Source organism: Flagellimonas sp. 389 (genome assembly GCF_018449435.1).
Classification (GTDB): domain Bacteria; phylum Bacteroidota; class Bacteroidia; order Flavobacteriales; family Flavobacteriaceae; genus Flagellimonas.
Window position 1 is genome coordinate 19329 of record NZ_JAHCMU010000026.1, and the last position, 20716, is coordinate 40044.

Here is a 20716-nt window from a genome sequence, read left to right on the forward strand (position 1 = left end):
GAAACGTTTATGGGTCCTTTAAATAAGATTTTAGCGCTTCGTATGAATTTATTTTAATGGATTTTTTTTCTCTGCCCATTACTTTTTGGATTTGAGATGGAATTTTGGGCGATATGTTCAACGTTTCTTCTACGGTAGCTAAAAACTTGACCGGGTGTGCTGTCTCCAGAAAGATTCCAAACGTATCTGGATTCAACTTCTGATATGTTTTTAACCCAAGATATCCTACCGCTCCATGCGGGTCTGCAACATACCCGGAGTTGTTATATAGCTTTTTCATGGCAGTTTTGGTCTCTTCATCGGAAAACGAAAAAGAGGAAAGATTTTCTTTAAGTACTGCAAAATCATTGTTGTAAAGTTTTCTAATGCGTACAAAGTTACTAGGGTCCCCAACGTCCATAGCATTGGAAATGGTTGCTATTGAAGGTACTGGCTCATATATGCCACACTGCATAAATTTTGGAACCACATCATTGACATTGGTAGCTGCTACAAAATGTTTGACAGGCATTCCCAATTTTTGTGCAACCATTCCTGCACAGACATTCCCAAAATTACCGGATGGTATGGAGAAAACAATTTCCTTGTCCTTGGACTTAGCTTGCTTATAAGCAAATAAAAAGTAAAATAATTGTGGCAGCCATCTCGCTACATTGATGCTATTGGCCGATGTCAATTTTTTTGTTGCCGTAATTTCCTCATCTAAAAAAGCAGTTTTTACCATCTTCTGACAATCGTCAAAAGTACCTTCAACTTCCATGGCAACAATGTTTTGCCCCAAAGTGGTGAGTTGCCTTTCTTGTATATCACTTACCTTTCCACTGGGATACAGTATGACCACATTTACCCCTTCCACTCCCAAAAAACCGTTGGCAACAGCTCCTCCGGTATCTCCGGAGGTGGCAACAAGAACGGTCACTTCATTGCTTTCATTTTTTGAAAAATATCCCAGACAGTTCGCCATAAACCGTGCGCCAACGTCTTTAAAAGCCATTGTTGGTCCGTGAAATAGTTCAAGGGTCGCAACACCTTCCTCAATTTCTATTACTGGGAAATCAAAATCCAATACGTTGTCTAGAATACTTTTTAAGAAAGTATCAGGAATCTCTGAACTTACGAATTGATGAATGGCTTTAAAAGCAATTTCATGATTGCTGTAGGTATCTATATTTTCGAAGAAACCCTTTGATAACGGAGTAATCTTTTCAGGAAAGTAGAGTCCTTTATCGGGTGCTATTCCAGCGATAACCGCTTCTTTGAAGGAGGCCAGATTATTGGGGTTGTTTAGGCTGTAAAAGTTCATTTATCTTTAAAATTGACGGATGACAGAAGATAGTTGATTGTGTGAAGGGACAGTGAATGTTTTTTCTAAAAGCAGTCATCATATTCATGAAATGAAATGCTTCATTATATAGAGCGATGAATTTTACTTCATCAATGTAGTACCTTCTTTTAGCTTTGAACAAGCAAGTTACCACCTCGGCCAGTGAACGAATGGAATATCCCATAAACCTTTTTTGCTCTGGATTTGATTGACCGATGGAACCTTCTGAAATATTCAAAGCAATTGAATCCGAAGCTCTTCGGATTTGTGAGGCTAAATTAAATTTTTCCCTTTCTGGGAATTTCAAAGCCAGTTGGTCTATTATTTCTCCAAAGTCCATGGCTTTTTGCCAAATATTTAGTTTTTCAAATTTAAACTTGTCCATTCATAAAAGATTTATTTGAGGTCGTAATAATGCGTTTTTAATTTTTAGTTTTTACAGTCATCAATCATCAGTCATCAGTCATCAGTCATCAATCATCAATCATCAATCATCAGTCATCAGTCATCAATCATCAATCATCAGTCATCAATCATCAGTCATCGGTCATCAATCATCAGTCATCAGTCATCAAATCCTCTTCACCCCCTCAATATTAATTTTCGACACATGGATATCAAAATCAACACCTATATTTTTATACGTTTCCTTCATGGCATCGGCTACTTGCAATGCAGTATGTTTACCTTTGCTCAATGCGAAAATTGATGGGCCAGAACCAGAAATGCCACAGCCTAAGGCCCCAGCTTCTCTAGTATTTACTTTTATTGAATCGAAACCAGGAATCAATATAGAACGAATGGGTTCAACGATGTAATCCTGTAACGACCGTCCTATTAGGTCATAGTCATTTTGGAAAAGTCCAGCAATGAGTCCACCAACATTTCCCCATTGTTGAATACCTTTTTCTAGAGTAATCGTAGTTTTTAAGATTTTTCGGGAATCCGAAGTTTTTATTTCTATTTGTGGATGAATCACTGTTGCGAACAATTCTTCAGGTGTGGGGATGGAAATAATATCCAAAGGCTGGTAACTTCGCACCAATGTAAAACCACCATAAATGGCAGGAGCCACGTTATCTGCATGGGCCACATCACTTGCTAGTTTTTCACCTTGCATAGCAAACTGTACCAATTCCAGATTTGAAAAAGGCTTGCCCAAAAGTTCATTCATGGCCCATACTGCCCCGGCTGAACTTGCTGCGCTACTTCCGATACCACTCCCGGGTTTGATTCTTTTATGGATTTCTATTTCAAATCCCCCTTCGTAATCACTTTTTTCCAATAAGGCCAAACCAGCCACTCCTGAAACATTTCTATTTGTTTCTAACGGAAGTTTCTGTCCAGTGATTTTAGTAATTCTTATTGTGTTTTCTGGAATTTTTCTAACTGTCATTTCATCTCCGACTGAATCTAATGCTAATCCCAAAACATCAAATCCACAGGAGACATTGGCAACAGTTGCCGGACAAAAAACCTTTAGTTCTTCCATTTTTAGAAGTTTCCGATTCGTATAATATCAGCAAAGATACCAGATGCAGTAACTTCGGCACCTGCACCTGCACCTTTTATGATCAAAGGTTGATCGGGATAGCGTTCGGTATAGAACAAAACAATGTTATCACTACCCTCCAGATTGTAAAAATCATGCCCGCTTGGTATTTTTTGAAGCCCTACTTTAGCCTTGCCATTTTCAAATTGGGCCACATATTTCAGCTTACTGTTTTTATCTTTAGCTTCTTTATATATTTTTTGGAATTCTGTTTCGTTTTTTTTCAAGGTCTCAAAAAATTCCTCGTTGGAATTTGTCTTCAAGCTTTCCTCCGGTAGAAAAGAATCACTTACGATTTCATTCATGTCCAATTGATAGCCACTTTCGCGTGCCAAAATGAGAATTTTTCGCATCACATCCACGCCACTTAGATCTATGGTCGGGTCCGGTTCGGTATACCCTTCTTCTTGTGCTTGTTTAACGATATCGTGGAACGTAACGGAATCATCGAAATTGTTAAAGACAAAGTTCAAGCTCCCAGAAAGTACAGCTTCAATCTTATTCACTTTGTCACCAGAGGCAATCAGGTGTTTTAGGGTATCAATTATTGGAAGTCCTGCACCCACATTGGTTTCAAACAAAAAAGGAGAATTGAACTGCTTTGCCAGTTGTTTTAATTCTTTATAATACCCATAGTCTGACGAGCAAGCAATTTTATTGCAGGTAACTACGGAAATACTGTTTTTAAGATAATCGGAATAGGTGAGCGAGACTTCTTCGCTGGCCGTATTATCGACAAATACACTGTTACGGTAGTTCAATTGATTTATTTTTTTGAAGAACTCTTCTTTATCCGCTTTTTGACCATTGGTTAAAACTGATTCCCAATTCTTTAAGGAAATCCCGTCTTCATTAAAAACCATGGTTCTGGAGTTACTTATACCAATGACCCGTATATTTAATTTTAGTTCTTCCCTTAAATACTTTTTCTGTTGCTTTATTTGATCAAGAAGTTTGGAACCTACGTTACCAACGCCCATTACAAAGAGGTTGAGCTGTTTTATATTCTCTTCAAAAAATGCTTCGTGTAGCGAGTTAAGGGCTTTTTTTACATCGGTTTTCTTAATTACTGCGGAAATATTTCGTTCAGACGCTCCTTGGGCTATTGCCCTTATATTCACGTTATTTTTCCCCAATGTGCTAAACATTTTACCGCTCAATCCTTGATGACTCTTCATATTATCTCCGACCAACGCAACAATGGCAAGGTCTTTTTCAACTAGTACAGGTTTTATTTTTTTACTGCTAATTTCATAAGCAAAGGCCTCATTCACTGTGTCCACAGCTTTTTCCACATCATTATCCGATATACCGACACAGATTGAATGTTCAGATGAAGCTTGTGTAATGAGCACCACACTGATATTCTCCAGGGAAAGTGTTTCAAAAAAGCGTTTGGATATTCCTGGGATACCTATCATGCCAGGCCCTTCCAAGGAAAGCAAACTAATGCCACCAACATGGCTTATACCTCGTACTGTTTTTCCATTGCCATTACTGTTCTTGGTAATACGGGTTCCCGCATCCTCAGGATTAAATGTGTTTTTGATGATGATCGGAATTTCTTTGCTTAAAACAGGCTGAATGGTAGGCGGGTAAAGTACCTTGGCCCCAAAATGTGAGAGTTCCATCGCTTCCTCATAACTTATTTGGGATACACATTTGGCTTGTTTCACCAACTTTGGGTTAGCGGTGTACATACCGCTAACGTCTGTCCATATTTCCAATACGCTGGCGTTTACGGCAGCTGCAATAATCGCTGCTGTATAATCAGAACCTCCTCTGCCCAAAGTAGTAAGGTTTCCGGCATTGCTTGATGCAACAAAGCCTGGTAAAACAGTTACCGAATGGGTTGATTTCTTAAAAAATGAATCACAGTTATGGTATGTTTTTTCAAAGTCTACATGTGCATTTCCAAAACTTTCATCAGTAGTAATTAGTTCTCTTGAGTCTTTAAAAGTAGCGTCGAGTTCTTCTGTTTTGAAAAATTCGGAAATAATAAAGGAAGATAGTAACTCACCGTAGCTAACAATTTTATCGGATAGTTTTGGTGTGAGTTCTCCGATTAAAAATGAACCTTCCAAAAGTGTTTCAAGGATATTCAAATCACTTTTCACCTTGCTCAAAATGGCACTTTGCGCATTCACAGGGATAAGTTCCTTAATCGTTCCCATGTGTCTGTCCTCAATCTTTTTTAGTCCATCTTTAAACGCTAAATCTTGATTTGAAGCAAGTTGTGAAGTGTGTAGCAGTAAATCGGTGACTCCACCAAATGCGGATACTACAACTGCTATCTTGTCCGAAACTTCATTTTGGACGATTGTTTTAACTCGGTTGATATTTTCTGGATTGGCTACCGAAGTGCCACCAAACTTTAAGATTTTCATGAGTGATTTTTATATGGAAAAATGGAAAATATATAAGGAACGGACGGAACTAATAATATAACTACCCCAAAGGGGTAATGGTAGTCAAAGTGAAGATAGATGAAAAAGATGTCATCGATGCTAAATTAATATCCGTTTGTTTAAATTGCATACTACAATTATAGAGGTCAAATGTAATGCTTTTGAGAGCTTCCTCAAATGTTTGTAGAATTTTTGCGAAAAATATACTAATAATCAATTTTTATTGTTGAATGAAAATTTTCACTGCCGAACAAATCTATCAAGCTGATAAATCCACGATCAAAAAACAGAAAATAAGTAGCGATGATCTCATGGAGAGAGCCGCCACGGGAATATTTGATTGGATACATTCCCGATTGCAGGGAGCCAATGTCAATATTCAGCTTTTTTGTGGAATAGGTAACAATGGTGGCGATGGGATTGCACTTGCAAGGCATCTCAAAGAAAATGGTTATTCCCTTCAGGTTCATGTGGTAAATTATAGTGAAAAGCGTTCCAAGGACTTTCTTCTGAATCTTGAGCGTTTAAAAGACCGAAAAATATGGCCCGATTTTATAAATGCGGATAGCGAATTACCAAAAATATCGCCTGATGATATTGTGATTGATGCAATTTTCGGTATTGGATTGAATAGAGCTCCCGATGTTTGGGTTTCGAACCTTATTGAGAATATCAATGCGTCATCTGCCTTTGTACTTTCTGTTGATATTCCATCTGGTTTGCCATGCCACAGAGTTCCATGGGATGTGGAACATGTAATACGGGCAAACTATGTGCTCAGTTTTCAAGTGCCTAAGTTGGTATTTTTCCTTCCCGAAACTGGAATCTATCAAAATCAATGGGAAATTCTGGATATTGGATTGGACCAAGAATATATGGATAGAACAGTAACGGATTACGAACTGATTGGTAGAAACGAAACATTGCCTCTGTATAAACAACGAACAAAGTTTTCGCACAAAGGCACTTATGGCCATTCTTTAATTATAGGTGGAAGTTATGGCAAGATAGGAGCTGTACAACTTGCCGGTAATTCGTGCTTAAGTATTGGAAGTGGTCTGGTTACCGCTTTTGTTCCTGAGTGTGGTTATCATTCTTTGCAAACAGCGACCCCTGAAATCATGGTGACAACGGATGATGAAGATGATAGTATTACCAATATTGAAATTTCTTTTAAGCCAACTGCCATAGGAATAGGTATGGGTATGGGAACCAAAGCGGTTACATCAAAAGCCCTTGGTAAATTTTTGAAGAAAAATACGGTTCCGCTGGTAATAGATGCTGATGGCCTTAATATTCTCGCAAAGCACCCTGAGTTGATTAAAAATGTTCCCAAACGATCGGTACTAACACCACATCCCAAAGAACTCGAACGTTTAATTGGTACGTGGACGGATGATTTTGATAAACTGGAAAAAGTAAAAGCTTTTTCTACAAAAAACGATTGCGTAGTGGTGGTTAAGGGCGCACATAGTATTACGGTTTACAATGAAAAAGGCTATGTGAACACAACTGGAAATCCGGGCATGGCGACTGCTGGTAGTGGTGATGTACTAACGGGTATTATTACCGGTTTGATCGCACAAGGTTATTCTTCTCTGGATGCTGCTATTTTTGGAGTTTACCTTCATGGTTTAGCAGGCGATATCGCTGTGGCGCAATTTGGATATGAAGCTTTAAAGGCTTCTATTATTTCGGAAAATATTGGTAAAGCGTATTTGGAACTGCTAAGGTCTCCAAATCGGAAAAAAGAAGAACAGAATGTTTAGGTTTAGAGTTTGTCCTTCTTTTTTTTGTTTTTAAGTCTTTTCTTTATCCAGGCCAGCGCATTATCATATTCAATAAAGAATTCCATGTTCTTTTTGTAGAACAACTTCTCTATTTTAAAGTTATGCATGTCTATTTCCTTTTTGGAAACGATGGCAAAGGCCTTTAAGTTTTCTAAACCCCTTAGGTAATTATAAATAGTGGGATCAACGGCATAGGAGTTTTTACGCAGACTTATATAGCCAAAGTTTTTGTTCCTAAAATGGATTTCAGAAATTCCGATAATTTGATACGCACGTTCCAGTGTCAAAGTAGCACCTTCCTCAAAAGTTGAAACCATGTAGTTGTCATAAACTTGAATGCTACCGATATCCAATTGATACTCGCGTGTAACAACAGCTTTCTTCGTAGAAGCAATTTTCATCCCCAAATAATTATAGTGTCTCGTGAACGAAAATATATGTAACGCCAGAGGGTTAGAAAAATATTAGATTAAAAGCGCAAATATCGTTTGTACGGCAAATTTGGTGCAAATAAAAAGGAGTAACGATTTCGCCACTCCTTTTTTATGTTATAATTCCGAGTTCATTTATTCTGTTTTCGGAGTTTTTTCGGGCTTCTCAATTTTAATGGTCAACTCCTCCTTCTTTTCGTCTAGATCCATGTAAATACTATCGCCTTCTTCCAATTTGGAATTTACGATTTCCTCGGCCAATGCATCCTCAATATATTTTTGAATCGCTCTTTTTAAAGGTCGAGCACCATACTGTTTGTCAAAACCTTTTTCGGCAATATAATCTTTTGCTTTTTTGGTAAGATTAAGGTTGTATCCTATATCTTGGATTCGTCCAAAAAGTTTATCCAATTCAATATCAATTATTTTATGGATGTCTTCGCGCTCCAACGGATTAAATACCACAACATCATCAATTCTATTTAAAAATTCCGGTGCAAAAGCTTTCTTGAGTGCATTTTCAATAACACTCTTTTGATGTGAATCTGCTTGCGCTTTTTTTGCAGCGGTTCCAAAACCAACACCTTGACCAAAATCTTTTAACTGACGTGCTCCAATATTGGATGTCATTATAATAATGGTATTTCTAAAATCTATTTTTCTTCCAAGGCTATCTGTGAGGAATCCATCGTCCAAAACCTGCAATAGCATATTGAAAACATCTGGATGTGCTTTCTCTACTTCGTCAAGAAGGATAACGGAATATGGTTTTCTACGTACCTTTTCTGTTAATTGTCCTCCTTCTTCATATCCAACGTATCCTGGAGGCGCTCCTACCAATCTTGAAATGGCGAATTTTTCCATGTATTCGCTCATGTCTATACGAATGAGTGCATCTTCAGAATCAAAGAGTTCCTTGGCAAGTATTTTTGCCAATTGGGTCTTACCAACACCGGTCTGTCCTAAAAATATAAAGGAGCCAATAGGTTTGTTGGGATCCTTAAGTCCGGCCCTGTTTCGTTGTATGGCCTTGGCAACTTTCGCAACGGCTTCATCCTGTCCTATCACAAAACCTTTGATTAAGTTAGGAAGTTCCGCAAGCTTATTGCTTTCTGTCTGTGCAATTCTATTGACGGGGATGCCGCTCATCATAGAAACTACATCGGCCACACTTTCTTCTGAAACGATTTCTCGATGTAACTTACTTTCTTCTTCCCATCGTTCTTGAGCCGAAGCCAATTCTTTTTCAAGACGTTTTTCATCATCACGAAGCTTTGCAGCTTCCTCATACTTCTGTTTCTTGACAACGCTATTTTTTAATTCACGTACATCTTCTAATTGATTCTCCAATTCCAAAATCTGTTTTGGGACATCCATGTTCACAATATGTACTCTAGAACCAGCTTCGTCAAGGGCATCAATGGCTTTGTCCGGCAAAAAACGGTCCGTCATGTAACGGTTCGTCAATTTAACACAGGCCAAAATAGCTTCGTCCGTATAATTAACGTTATGATGATCTTCGTATTTACCTTTAATGTTCATCAAAATTTCAATGGTTTCTTCGACCGTGGTCGGTTCTACCATTACCTTTTGAAAGCGACGCTCCAATGCGCCATCTTTTTCGATATATTGTCTGTATTCGTCAAGCGTTGTTGCTCCAATACATTGGATTTCACCTCGTGCAAGTGCAGGTTTAAACATATTTGATGCATCCAAGCTCCCCGTGGCACCACCGGCACCAACAATAGTATGGATTTCATCAATGAACAAAATAATATCATCGTTCTTTTCCAGCTCGTTCATCACCGCCTTCATACGTTCCTCAAACTGACCACGGTACTTTGTACCCGCAACCAATGAAGCCAAGTCTAAAGTAACAACGCGTTTGTTATATAGGATTCTGGAAACTTTTTTATTTATGATTCTTAGCGCTAACCCTTCTGCTATAGCACTTTTGCCCACACCGGGCTCGCCTATAAGGAGAGGGTTGTTTTTCTTTCTTCTGCTTAATATTTGTGATACCCGTTCAATCTCTTTTTCACGACCTACGACTGGATCCAGTTTATTTTCTTCTGCCATCTTGGTCAAATCACGACCAAAATTGTCCAGAACGGGGGTCTTGGATTTTTTAACTCCCTTTTGGGAAGAACTTGAACCGAACGTACCTTCTTTGGAATCACCTAAATCATCGGAATCACTTGGAAAAGATTCAGCTTGGGGTGAGTCCAAATAATCGTCATCACTCGTAATCATAGACTTAAATTGTTCTTTCACGTTATCATAATCAACTTTTAGCTTGTGCAAAAGCTTGGTAGTTGGGTCGTTTTCGTTTCTAAGGATACATAATAAAAGGTGTGCCGTATTAATAGAAGAACTTTGGAAAAGCTTCGCCTCTAGAAAAGTAGTTTTGAGTGCACGTTCTGCTTGTCGTGTTAAGTGCAGATTCTTTTTATCTTTTTGTATAGTTCCCGTATTTGGGTTGGCTGGGCTGAGGATTTCAACTTTTCTTCTGAGATGGTCTAAATCGACATCCAAGGCATCAAGGATATTGATGGCCTTACCATTGCCATCCCTTAAAAGCCCAAGCATTAAATGTTCGGTTCCTATAAAATCGTGCCCTAGTCTCAGGGCCTCTTCCTTACTATATGCAATTACGTCTTTTACTCTTGGGGAAAAATTATCATCCATACGTTTCCTTTTCAGCAATTAAAATTAATAAAAGTATCCTTACCATGGTCAAATACCGTACCCATATTCGATAAACTAGTATTAAAAGTCGGAATAAAGTACACTTTGTACACTGTTTAACAAAGCTTTATTAGTATTTCTGGACTGAAAGTAATGCTGTTGATAATTTTTTTAATAAAGTAAGTTGCAATTGTATTGAAAGGTGTGATTTTGCGTATATTGGCATGATATTTTAACCGCAAAAAGCAACAAGATTTTAGCATGGCTGAAGGAGAAAAGTTAATTCCTATCAATATTGAAGATGAGATGAAATCTGCCTACATTGATTATTCAATGTCGGTCATTGTGTCACGTGCCCTGCCAGATGTGCGGGACGGGCTCAAACCTGTTCATAGAAGAGTATTGTATGGTATGCACGAACTTGGAGTTAGGTCCAATAGTTCCCACAAAAAGTCTGCTCGTATCGTAGGTGAGGTGTTAGGTAAATACCACCCACATGGAGATACTTCCGTATATGATAGTATGGTGCGTATGGCACAAGAATGGAGTTTGAGGTATATGTTGGTCGACGGCCAAGGTAACTTTGGTTCTGTAGATGGTGATAGTCCTGCGGCCATGCGTTATACGGAAGCAAGAATGCGAAAAATCGCTGACGAAATGTTAGCGGACATAGATAAAGATACCGTAGACCATCAACTCAACTTTGATGACTCACTTAAAGAACCGACCGTACTTCCTGCCCGTGTTCCCAATTTATTGGTGAACGGAGCATCTGGTATTGCTGTTGGTATGGCCACCAATATGCCGCCACATAATTTATCTGAAGTTGTTGACGGCACCATAGCCTACATAGAAAACAACGATATTGAGATAGAGGAACTCATAACCCATATTAAAGCCCCTGATTTTCCTACTGGAGGAGTAATATATGGTTATGACGGTGTCAAGGAAGCTTTCCATACGGGAAGAGGTAGAGTAGTTATGAGAGCTAAAGCTACTTTTGAAGAAGTTCAAGGTAGAGAATGCATCATAGTGACTGAAATACCTTATCAAGTCAATAAGGCAGACATGATCAAAAAGACTGCCGATCTTGTTAATGATAAGAAGATAGAAGGAATTGCAACAATACGGGACGAATCCGATAGAAAAGGGATGCGTATCGTTTACATTTTGAAGCGTGATGCAATCCCTAATATTGTATTGAACACACTTTACAAGTATACTGCTCTTCAATCTTCATTTAGTGTAAATAATATTGCGCTTGTAAAGGGTAGACCCCAATTGCTCAATTTAAAGGAGATTATCCATCATTTTGTCGAGCACAGGCATGAGGTCGTCGTTAGAAGGACAAAATACGACCTGAAGAAAGCAGAGGATCGTGCGCACATTCTAGAGGGACTAATTATTGCTTCTGATAATATTGATGAGGTAATTGCAATTATAAGAGCTTCTTCCAATGTAGAAGAAGCCAGAAATAGTCTGATGGAGCGTTTTAAGCTCACTGAAGTTCAGGCCAAAGCAATTGTGGAGATGCGATTGCGTCAACTTACCGGACTAGAGCAAGATAAGCTTCGTGAAGAGTATGACGAATTGTTAAAAACCATTGAGGATTTAAAAGATATTCTCGCTAATAAGGACCGAAGAATGCAAATCATTACCGATGAACTTCTTGAAGTAAAAGAGAAGTATGGTGATGAGCGTAGGTCTGAGATAAACTTTGCCGGTGGCGATTTGAGCATTGAGGATATGATTCCTGATGAACAGGTCGTTATCACGATTTCCCATGCTGGATACATAAAAAGAACTTCCCTATCCGAATATAAAACCCAAAACAGGGGAGGGGTTGGCCAAAAAGCTTCCTCGACCCGTACCGAAGATTTCTTGGAGCATCTCTTTGTAGGGACGAACCATCAGTACATGTTATTTTTCACCCAAAAAGGTAAATGTTTCTGGATGCGGGTTTATGAAATCCCTGAAGGTAGTAAAACCTCTAAAGGAAGAGCTATCCAGAATTTGGTCAATATAGCGCAGGACGATAAAGTCAAGGCCTTCATATGTACCAGAGACCTCAAGGACGAAGACTATGTTAATGGTCACTACGTGATTATGGCGACCAAAAAAGGAACGGTCAAGAAGACTTCTTTGGAACAGTATTCTCGACCAAGACAGAATGGTATAAATGCTATCACCATTAAGGATGAAGATGAGTTGCTCGAAGCGAAACTGACTACTGGTACAAGCCAAATCCTTTTAGGGTTAAAATCTGGTAAGGCCATCCGATTTGAAGAAAGCAAGACACGGCCTATGGGCAGAAATGCATCTGGGGTTCGAGGAATTAGATTGGCCAGTAATGATGATGAAGTTATAGGTATGGTATCGGTTCACAACTTTGAGGACGATATCTTGGTAGTTTCGGAGAATGGATACGGTAAACGTTCAACCATAGATGATTACAGAATCACCAATAGGGGAGGAAAGGGTGTAAAGACTATTTCGATAACTGATAAGACAGGAGGTCTTGTAGCCATAAAAAATGTTTCCGACACCGATGATTTAATGATAATCAACAAATCAGGTATTGCGATTCGTACCAGTGTTGAAGATTTACGGGTCATGGGCAGGGCCACTCAGGGAGTAAGGCTAATCAATTTAAAAGACAATGATTCCATTGCAGCTGTAGCAAAGGTCATGAAAGACGAGGATGCAGTAGAAGAAGCTGAAATACTTGATATTGAGGTAAATGGAGATGATGGCACAGCAATTGATAAAGAACCTGGGGAAACTAAAGAATAAATCAATAAACACTAATAATTATAATCCAAATTCAAAATGAAAACTAGAGTTTTAATACTAATAGCCCTAGGGGTTTCTACAATGGGGTTTGCCCAAAAGAATGAAATCAAAGCAGCGGAAAAGGCATTGAAAAGTGGAGATGCGGCAACAGCCAAGACCACTTTGGAAAGTGCAGCTTCCTTAATTGATGCGGCAGATCCTAAATTACAAGCACAATATCATGCAGTAAGAGGTAATGCTTATGCAGATTTAGCAAAAAAGGGAGATGCAACAGCCTTCCAACCAGCTATCGATTCCTATAACAAAGTCATTTCTATCGAAGAGGCTAGTGGCAAAGAGAAGTATACTACGGTTGCAACGCAAAGTTTGTCACAAATGACAGCGGATTTAGTGAATGCTGCTGTTGAAGATAACAATAACAAGAAGTTTGAAGAAGCTGCCGAAAAATTATATATGGGCTACACATTAAGCCCAAAGGACACGCTCTATTTATATTATGCAGCAAGTAGTGCGGTAAATGGGCAGAGCTATGAAAAAGCATTGACCTATTACAATGAGCTCAAAACAATTGGCTATGACGGTAGTGGTGTAACTTATACCGCAGTGAATATAGAAAGTGGTGAAACCGAAACTATGGATTTGACTACGAGAGATCTCTATGTTAAAGCAGGAACGCATAAGGATCCAAAAGAAGAAAAAACACCTTCAAAAAAAGCTGAAATCGTTAAAAATATTGCACTTATCTACCAACAATTAGGTGATAATGAAAAAGCTTTAGCCGCTTATTCAGATGCAAGAGCAGTTGAGCCAGATGATGTTAATCTAGTCTTGGGACAAGCCAATTTGCACTATGCAATGGGCGATAAGGACAAATTCAAAGAATTAATGGCCGAAGCTTCTGCAATGGCTCCTGATAATGCAGATTTGTTATACAATATCGGAGTAATCAATATGGAACAAGGAAACCTAGAAGATGCTAGAGACGCTTACAAAAAGACCTTGGCTATAGATCCTGGTTATATCAATGCATTGTTAAACCTTTCAACTACTTATGTTAATGAAGGGAATGCTTTGATAGATGAGATGAATGCTTTGGGCAATTCTCGAGCTGATATTGCCAAGTATGATGAGTTGAAAGTGAAAAAAGATGATTTGTTCCAAGAAGGTGCAAAAATATTGGAAGATGCACTAAAAACCAATCCGGATAATCAGGGCGTATTATCACAACTGAAAAATATCTACGGAGCTTTGGGCGATACAGATAATTTTATGCGAATTAAAAAGTTATTGGGAGAAGAATAGTAGCATTTCGTAATTCCAAAAAAGCCCCTGATTTCTTGAAATCAGGGGCTTTTTTATATTATTTTTTTAATTACCCTAAGCTGATGGGTGTATTTGTTTTCTTGTGTATTAAAAATACCGGTGTGGTCTAAACGATCTACACGAACATGTCCGTATACGTGTATGATATAGTTGTCTTGTAAAATAATACCTACATGGTCAATAATGCCTTCGCTGTTATCAAAAAAAGCCAAATCTCCAGGTTCGCTCTCTTCTATAAAACTAAGTACTTCTCCTTGTTTGGACTGTTGTTCGGCATCCCGTTTTAATACATGTCCATTTATTTTATAGACCATCTGGGTGAATCCTGAGCAATCTATTCCAAATGGGCTTTTTCCTCCCCATTGGTAAGGTGATTTCATATATAAAAGCGCTGTGTCTATAAGATTGAGCTTAGGCTTTTTCCCTTTTATGGAATCTCCTTCAAAGGTATGGTTCAACGTAGCTGCAGCAGATATTATAGAACCAAGCACTATGGGCATCAGTATTCCATCAGCAGTACAGATATGGGAGACAATATCCGAAGAAAATGCATTATCCATGAAAGAAGCTTCTAATGTCTTAAAAGCTTCTTCTTCTATCAACTTAATTTGATAATTAGGAATCCAACCTTCAAAATGATCATAAGCCACTCGGATTCTACTCCATTTCTTGCGTTGCTCCAGTACCTTAAAATATTCTCCATACAATAATTGTGAATTCATTTCACTACTATCATCTGGAAGTGTTCTAATGGGAACAATACTTAGATGGCAAATTCCGTATTGCATCTATTTATAGCGATTGAATTAATTCCTTTCTAAAACAATTGCCGAAGCACCACCGCCACCATTGCATATGGCTGCGGCACCAAGTTTGGCGTTGTTCTGTTGGAGCACATTTAGTAAGGTTATGGCTATTCTAGCGCCTGAGCAACCCAAAGGGTGGCCTAAAGAAACGGCACCGCCATTTACATTTACATTGGAATCATTTAATCCTAGTAGTTTCATGTTGGCAAGGCCAACTACAGAAAAAGCTTCGTTAAATTCAAAAAAATCAATATCATCTATCGAAACACCTGCGCGATCAAGAGCTTTTGGCAAAGCTTTGGCGGGTGCGGTCGTAAACCATTCTGGTTCATGTGCAGCATCCGCATAACCTGTTATGGTTGCTAAAGGTGTTAGGTTGAGCTCAGCAGCTTTTTCTGAACTCATGAGCACCACTGCGGCCGCTCCGTCATTTATGGTGGATGCATTGGCAGCTGTAACGGTTCCGTCTTTTGTGAAAGCAGGTCGGAGTGCTGGAATTTTTTCCATTTTCACATTGCCGTACTCCTCGTCTTTACGTACTATTACAGGCTCTCCTCTGCGTTGAGGAACTTCAACCGGAATAACCTCATCGTCAAATTTTCCATTGTCCCATGCTTGGGCAGACCGTTGGTATGACTGTATGGCATACGCATCTTGTTCTTCTCTACTAAAATCATATTCTTTCGCACATGCATCGGCACAAACACCCATGGCATTTTCGTCATAGGCATCTACAAGGCCATCTTTCTGCATACCATCAATCAATGTGGCAGGCCCAAATTTTAGACCTTTTCTCATATAAGAATAGTGTGGAATAAGGCTCATATTTTCCATGCCTCCAGCTACTACAATCGAGTTTTCTCCCAAAGCGATGGACTGTGCTGCTTGCATGATGGCCTTCATTCCAGAGGCACAAACTTTATTGACAGTTGTACACGGAACGGTATTTGGTATTCCAGCATATATAGCTGCTTGTCTTGCAGGCGCTTGTCCGGTTCCAGCCTGTACTACATTGCCCATTAAAACTTCTTGGACCATTTCAGGTTTTAAGCTTATTTTTTCCAATGCTCCCTTAATGGCAGTAGCTCCTAATTTGGTTGCCGGGACGCTGGATAATGCTCCCATAAAGCTTCCTATTGGAGTTCTTACGGCGGATACGATTACAACTTTGTTCATGTATGCTTTTTTACTGTTGCGAAAATACTAAATTTAAATACAAGCTCTAGTGCAAAACGTTACCACCACTTCTTATTAATATTTTTCTATTTTTGGTGTTAACTGTATTGTCCATGGGAAAAACTTTAGATAACATTTATAAGCATCAATCGCTTGCCTACAAGTATTTTCTTTATTTGGTTTCAGTTGCTTTAATCGTGTTTTTTTTCCCAAAAGGTGGAAAATTTAAGTACGAATTTCAGAAAGGAAAACCTTGGCAATATGAAAACCTGTATGCCCCTTTCGACTTTTCCATCAAAAAGACAGATGAAGAGCTGCTCTTGGAGCAACAATCGATTAAATCTAAAAAACTTGACTACTACAATTATGATGAAAAGGTCTATGATGAGGTATTGGAAGAATATTCGAATAGTTTTAACAGGGTTTTTTCTTCCAGTGGGTATACTACTGAGCAACGAACCCAACTTTTCGCTATCGGGGAGAAAATATTGGATTCTATTTACCAAAATGGCTTTATTGACGAGGAGATTTTAAGTGATCAGATTTTTTTGCTAAAGGAAAATCGTGGAATAATAACGTCCAGAAATACAATTGTTACTTCGAGCAATGCACAGGAAAAACTTGGCCAACTTTTAAGAAGCTACAATTTGGGCAATAGTCGCGGCCGTTTAACAAAGCTCATCGGTTCGGTGCTCAAAACAAACTTATCTTATAACAGAAGCCTTTCTGATAAAGCTTTGGAAGAAGAGCTTTCTAAAATTTCTTTTACCCGGGGCAATGTTACAGAAGGTAAATTGATAGTTGCGAAAGGTGAGGTTGTCGAAGCTGAGAACTTAAAAATATTGAATTCTTTAAAAAGCGAGTATGAATCTGAACTATGGAGAGGGAACAACTATTATTTTATCCTCTTAGGCTATATCATTTTAGTTGCATTGGTATTGATTATGTTACTTCTTTTTCTAAAAAGATACCGGAGTGAGATTTTTAATAACAACAATAAGGTAACGTTCATTTTTGTGAACCTTTTGTTAATGGTTTTTGCTACGACCTTAATGGTAAAAAATAACGATAGTTATGTTTATGTTGTACCACTTTGTATACTTCCTTTAATATTAAAAAACTTTTTTGATGCTAGGTTAGGATTATTTGTCCATGTTCTGACGGTACTCATATTAGGTTTTGTGGTCCCCAATAGTTTTGAATACATTTTTCTTCAGATAATTGCAGGTATCGTTACCATCTTAACCGCATCCGAATTGTACAAGAGAGCCAATTTGTTTATTTCGGTTGGCCAGATTACGCTTATCTATATTGTTGGGTACTTTGCCTTTCATGCAATTCATGAAGGAAATCTTGAAAACATTGAGTGGGTATTATTCGGGATTTTTGTGTTGAACGGACTCTTAACACTATTTGCCCAACCACTTATTTATATATACGAGAAGATATTCGGGCTTATCTCAGATGTTTCTTTGCTGGAACTTTCGGATACCAATTCTAAATTATTAAAAGAACTTTCTGATAAGGCTCCGGGCACATTTCATCATTCATTACAAGTTGCTAATCTTGCAGAAGCAGCTGCCAATGAGATAGGAGCCAACGCTATGCTGGTTAGGGTAGGGGCTCTGTACCATGACATAGGGAAAATGAACAAGCCTGCTTTTTTCACGGAGAATCAAGTGACCAACGTTAATCCACATGATGAATTACCACCACGAGAGAGTGCCAAAATAATTATAGACCATGTCATTGAAGGAATTGAAATAGCTCGAAAAAATAATCTTCCAGATAGAATAATCGATTTTTTGCGCACGCACCACGGAACTTCTTTGGTTTTTTATTTCTTTAAAAAGCAACAAGAATTGGAGGAAAATGTAGATGAAAATGATTTTAGATATCCCGGTCCAATACCTTTCTCGAAAGAAACAGCAATATTAATGATGTCTGACGCTATTGAAGCTGCCTCCAAAAGTTTAAAAAACCCCACATTTACAATTATAGATGAATTTGTAGAGAAAATCGTGAGTGGACAGATGAAAGCCAACCAGTTTCTAAATGCAAATATTACTTTAAAGGAAATTGAAATGGTAAAGAAAGTGTTGAAGCATAAGTTGACCAATATTTATCATCTTAGGGTGGAGTATCCAGATTGATAACTACTTAGATATATTTACTTAAAAAAGTAAAAAAATAGTTGCGATGTTACGGATGAAAAGGTACATTTGCATCCGCATTTTCAAAGTGCATGTTCATAAAAACAATGGGAGAGGTGCCGGAGTGGTAACGGAGCAGATTGCTAATCTGTCGACGCGTAAGTGTCGCATGGGTTCGAGTCCCATTCTCTCCGCAATTTTTTATTGCAATTGATAACCTTCTCGGGGTGTAGCGTAGCCCGGTTATCGCGCCGCGTTTGGGACGCGGAGGTCGCAGGTTCGAATCCTGCCACCCCGACGAACCACTTTTCAAGTGGTGTTAAAGCACTGTTAACTGACTGGTTGACAGTGCTTTTCATTTTTAATGAATTCATCCGATATCATCTAATATCATATAAAAGGTGTAGAGTTCGGTGAATGGATTGGTACGATGGTTGTGCATAATTTTGGTAGTGGATAGGGCTATTTATAGTCGTCTTTGCAAACAAGGTTTGTTCAACTTAAAAGACTCGTATCATTCGCAACAACAGCACTTTAGCATTACTCATTTTCACAAGGGACATCAATTACAATCCCGAAAAACTCACCATTTATGCCCGTATAACCGTTGATGGAAGACGCGCGGAAATCAGTTTAAAGAGGTATACATCGGTGAATGTTTGGGACGTTTCCAAGGGAAGGGTCATCGGAACGACATCAAAAGCGAGGTTGCTCAACAGCTATCTTGACGAGGTATACGTCCAGATTCTTGACGCCCACAAACAGCTTTTAAGGGAGGGCAAGGTAATTACCGCACAGGCCGTAAAGGCCCGTTTTCTGGGGCAGGATGAGCAGCGCAAGACACTCAAAGAACTTGTCAAGTACCACAATACCACCATGGACTCGGTGCTGAAATATGGCACGATGAAAAACTACTATTCCACCGAACGCTATCTGCATAGGTTCATAAGCGACAAATTCAGTTCCCGCAATTACTTATAGCCATTGTTGTGTGCAGTTTTTATTCGGTTATTCTTTTCTTTAAATCCATTCTTTCGTGCAATATTCTTGTAATTTCCACATAATTTTTATCCAATGTTCTGTAGAATATTATGTGTCGATTTGCTTTTATTCCGAGAAGTTGCTTAGATATTCCTTCGTAGTTTTTTCCTAAATCTGGGTTTTCCGCAATTTCCTCACAGTTAGAAATCAGTCCATCGTAATATTTGTCAGCTTGTTTTTCTGACCAAACCTCAAATGTATAATCCCAAATCTTTGATAAATCCTCGACAGCTTTATTGGTCAGTTCATATTCAGCCATTCGAGTGCTTTTTCGCTTTCAAGGATTCCAAATGTTTTTTTGGGTCAAAATCGTGAGCAATTCCGCTGTCGATTCCTTCTTGAATTGCATTTTTTAGAGCAATAACTTTACTTTCTTCTTCCTCTAAAAGTCTTAGTCCTGCACGTATGACTTCACTAACGTTCTTAAACCTTCCTTCACTTATTCGGCTTTGAACGAATTGGTCAAAATAATTTCCGAGTGATATTGATGTGTTTTTGTTCATTTGACATAATTTTATTCAAAAATACCAAAAATTGGTATTAAGGCAAAATTTTCCTCAAATTGTACACAACGGGAGTCTGCGCAGAAACCCGATTTCGAATAAAAATAAGTGATCGGTTTTGATCTATAGCGATATGATGCGGGTTTAATGGATGTTTTTTTGGCCGGAAAATAGGTTGCGCCGGAAAAGAAAGCGGTGCAGAATTTCGGTTATGGCCCGGAATAGGCTGGATATTTCAAGTCCAAGCTGTTTCAGCCCTTTCTCGAGGTCTTTCGGACCGAGGATCGACATTAGTCTTGTCAGGTTATAACAGGTCATGATCAGGTTTACCTCGGATAGAACGTTCTGTTTTCCCTTCATCAGGGTATGGGTAAAGCCCCATTGCCTTTTCAGGGTCCCGAACTGGTGTTCGGTGATCTGTTGCCTGAGCCTGTAATATTCGGTGTTTTGTTCGACCCTCTTTTGGTTTTCCTCCAATGCTTCCTGATAGATGGAACGTTCTATGAACCGTCCGTTCTTGTTTTTGGTACACAGTTGTCTTACGGGGCATGTTTTGCAGGCCTGTCGGTTCTTGTAATGTTTTATCTTGTGGCCGGCCTTATTGTATACCGTTCCATTGGTGGTCAATACTTGGTCGGCCGGACATGTATATGTAGCCTTCCCTAAAAATGTAGCCTTACCTGTTTTAGGACGTTGCTAAATTCATAAAATTATGATCAATGTTCATC

Annotated in this window: 16 protein-coding genes and 2 tRNA genes; 7 read left to right on the forward strand and 11 right to left on the reverse strand. The window is 38.7% G+C overall.

All coding sequences use genetic code 11. The annotated features are described in order from the left end of the window. Positions 1-7: 7 nt before the first annotated feature. The 4 genes from thrC to thrA all read right to left on the reverse strand — a co-directional run bounded on the left by thrC (position 8) and on the right by thrA (position 5263). Positions 8-1303, reverse strand: coding sequence for a threonine synthase (thrC, locus tag KIM67_RS18015; RefSeq protein ID WP_213832950.1), 1296 nt, complete (start codon positions 1301-1303; stop codon positions 8-10). Next, the gene (locus KIM67_RS18020) at positions 1272-1709 is read right to left on the reverse strand and encodes a four helix bundle protein (RefSeq protein WP_213832951.1); all 438 of its coding nucleotides are present in this window, start codon (positions 1707-1709) and stop codon (positions 1272-1274) included. Before KIM67_RS18020 ends, thrC begins: the two co-directional genes overlap by 32 nt. 186 nt (positions 1710-1895) lie before the next feature. Beyond that, complete coding sequence (locus KIM67_RS18025) at positions 1896-2816, reverse strand: homoserine kinase (RefSeq protein ID WP_213832952.1); 921 nt, start codon at positions 2814-2816, stop codon at positions 1896-1898. A gap of 2 nt (positions 2817-2818) precedes the next feature. After that, positions 2819-5263 (reverse strand): bifunctional aspartate kinase/homoserine dehydrogenase I, encoded by a 2445-nt coding sequence (gene thrA / locus KIM67_RS18030; RefSeq protein ID WP_213832953.1) that lies wholly within the window; start codon positions 5261-5263, stop codon positions 2819-2821. Positions 5264-5514: 251 nt separating this feature from the next. Here thrA and KIM67_RS18035 point away from each other — a divergent pair, with 251 nt between their 5' ends. Continuing rightward, positions 5515-7053, forward strand: coding sequence for an NAD(P)H-hydrate dehydratase (locus KIM67_RS18035; protein WP_213832954.1), 1539 nt, complete (start codon positions 5515-5517; stop codon positions 7051-7053). A 2-nt stretch (positions 7054-7055) separates the two neighbouring features. Here the strand turns inward: KIM67_RS18035 and KIM67_RS18040 are convergent, their stop codons facing one another. After that, positions 7056-7475: an STAS/SEC14 domain-containing protein gene (locus tag KIM67_RS18040; RefSeq protein ID WP_213832955.1), complete on the reverse strand. Its 420-nt coding sequence runs from the start codon at positions 7473-7475 to the stop codon at positions 7056-7058. A 165-nt stretch (positions 7476-7640) separates the two neighbouring features. Continuing rightward, a complete protein-coding gene (locus KIM67_RS18045) occupies positions 7641-10193 on the reverse strand; it encodes an ATP-dependent Clp protease ATP-binding subunit (protein WP_213832956.1) in 2553 nt (850 codons plus the stop codon). A gap of 261 nt (positions 10194-10454) precedes the next feature. Here KIM67_RS18045 and gyrA point away from each other — a divergent pair, with 261 nt between their 5' ends. Together gyrA and KIM67_RS18055 are read left to right on the forward strand one after the other, a co-directional pair. After that, positions 10455-12986, forward strand: coding sequence for a DNA gyrase subunit A (gene gyrA / locus KIM67_RS18050; RefSeq protein WP_213832957.1), 2532 nt, complete (start codon positions 10455-10457; stop codon positions 12984-12986). Positions 12987-13022: 36 nt separating this feature from the next. Then, positions 13023-14288, forward strand: coding sequence for a tetratricopeptide repeat protein (locus KIM67_RS18055; RefSeq protein WP_213832958.1), 1266 nt, complete (start codon positions 13023-13025; stop codon positions 14286-14288). Positions 14289-14341: 53 nt separating this feature from the next. On the opposite strand, the gene KIM67_RS18060 is transcribed toward KIM67_RS18055, so the two are convergent. Together KIM67_RS18060 and KIM67_RS18065 are read right to left on the reverse strand one after the other, a co-directional pair. Further along, complete coding sequence (locus KIM67_RS18060) at positions 14342-15097, reverse strand: C40 family peptidase (protein ID WP_213832959.1); 756 nt, start codon at positions 15095-15097, stop codon at positions 14342-14344. 18 nt (positions 15098-15115) lie between these two features. After that, positions 15116-16291 (reverse strand): acetyl-CoA C-acyltransferase, encoded by a 1176-nt coding sequence (locus KIM67_RS18065; RefSeq protein WP_213832960.1) that lies wholly within the window; start codon positions 16289-16291, stop codon positions 15116-15118. 113 nt (positions 16292-16404) lie between these two features. Here KIM67_RS18065 and KIM67_RS18070 point away from each other — a divergent pair, with 113 nt between their 5' ends. From KIM67_RS18070 to KIM67_RS18085, 4 genes are all read left to right on the forward strand, one after another. Next, positions 16405-18444: an HD family phosphohydrolase gene (locus KIM67_RS18070; protein ID WP_213832961.1), complete on the forward strand. Its 2040-nt coding sequence runs from the start codon at positions 16405-16407 to the stop codon at positions 18442-18444. A gap of 110 nt (positions 18445-18554) precedes the next feature. Next, positions 18555-18638, forward strand: a tRNA-Ser gene (locus tag KIM67_RS18075). 29 nt (positions 18639-18667) lie between these two features. Further along, positions 18668-18742 (forward strand) — tRNA-Pro (locus tag KIM67_RS18080). Positions 18743-19032: 290 nt separating this feature from the next. Beyond that, complete coding sequence (locus tag KIM67_RS18085) at positions 19033-19425, forward strand: Arm DNA-binding domain-containing protein (RefSeq protein ID WP_298869697.1); 393 nt, start codon at positions 19033-19035, stop codon at positions 19423-19425. A gap of 19 nt (positions 19426-19444) precedes the next feature. Here KIM67_RS18085 and KIM67_RS18090 read toward each other — a convergent pair whose 3' ends face one another. The 3 genes from KIM67_RS18090 to KIM67_RS18820 all read right to left on the reverse strand — a co-directional run bounded on the left by KIM67_RS18090 (position 19445) and on the right by KIM67_RS18820 (position 20615). Then, positions 19445-19744, reverse strand: a complete 300-nt coding sequence (locus KIM67_RS18090; protein ID WP_213832962.1) for a type II toxin-antitoxin system RelE/ParE family toxin — start codon at positions 19742-19744, stop codon at positions 19445-19447. After that, the gene (locus KIM67_RS18095; protein WP_213832963.1) at positions 19737-19988 is read right to left on the reverse strand and encodes a type II toxin-antitoxin system ParD family antitoxin; all 252 of its coding nucleotides are present in this window, start codon (positions 19986-19988) and stop codon (positions 19737-19739) included. Before KIM67_RS18095 ends, KIM67_RS18090 begins: the two co-directional genes overlap by 8 nt. Positions 19989-20132: 144 nt before the next feature. Continuing rightward, positions 20133-20615 carry a transposase gene (locus KIM67_RS18820; protein ID WP_371815806.1) on the reverse strand — a complete coding sequence of 161 codons (483 nt, stop codon included), beginning with the start codon at positions 20613-20615 and terminating at the stop codon, positions 20133-20135. Positions 20616-20716 lie beyond the last annotated feature (101 nt).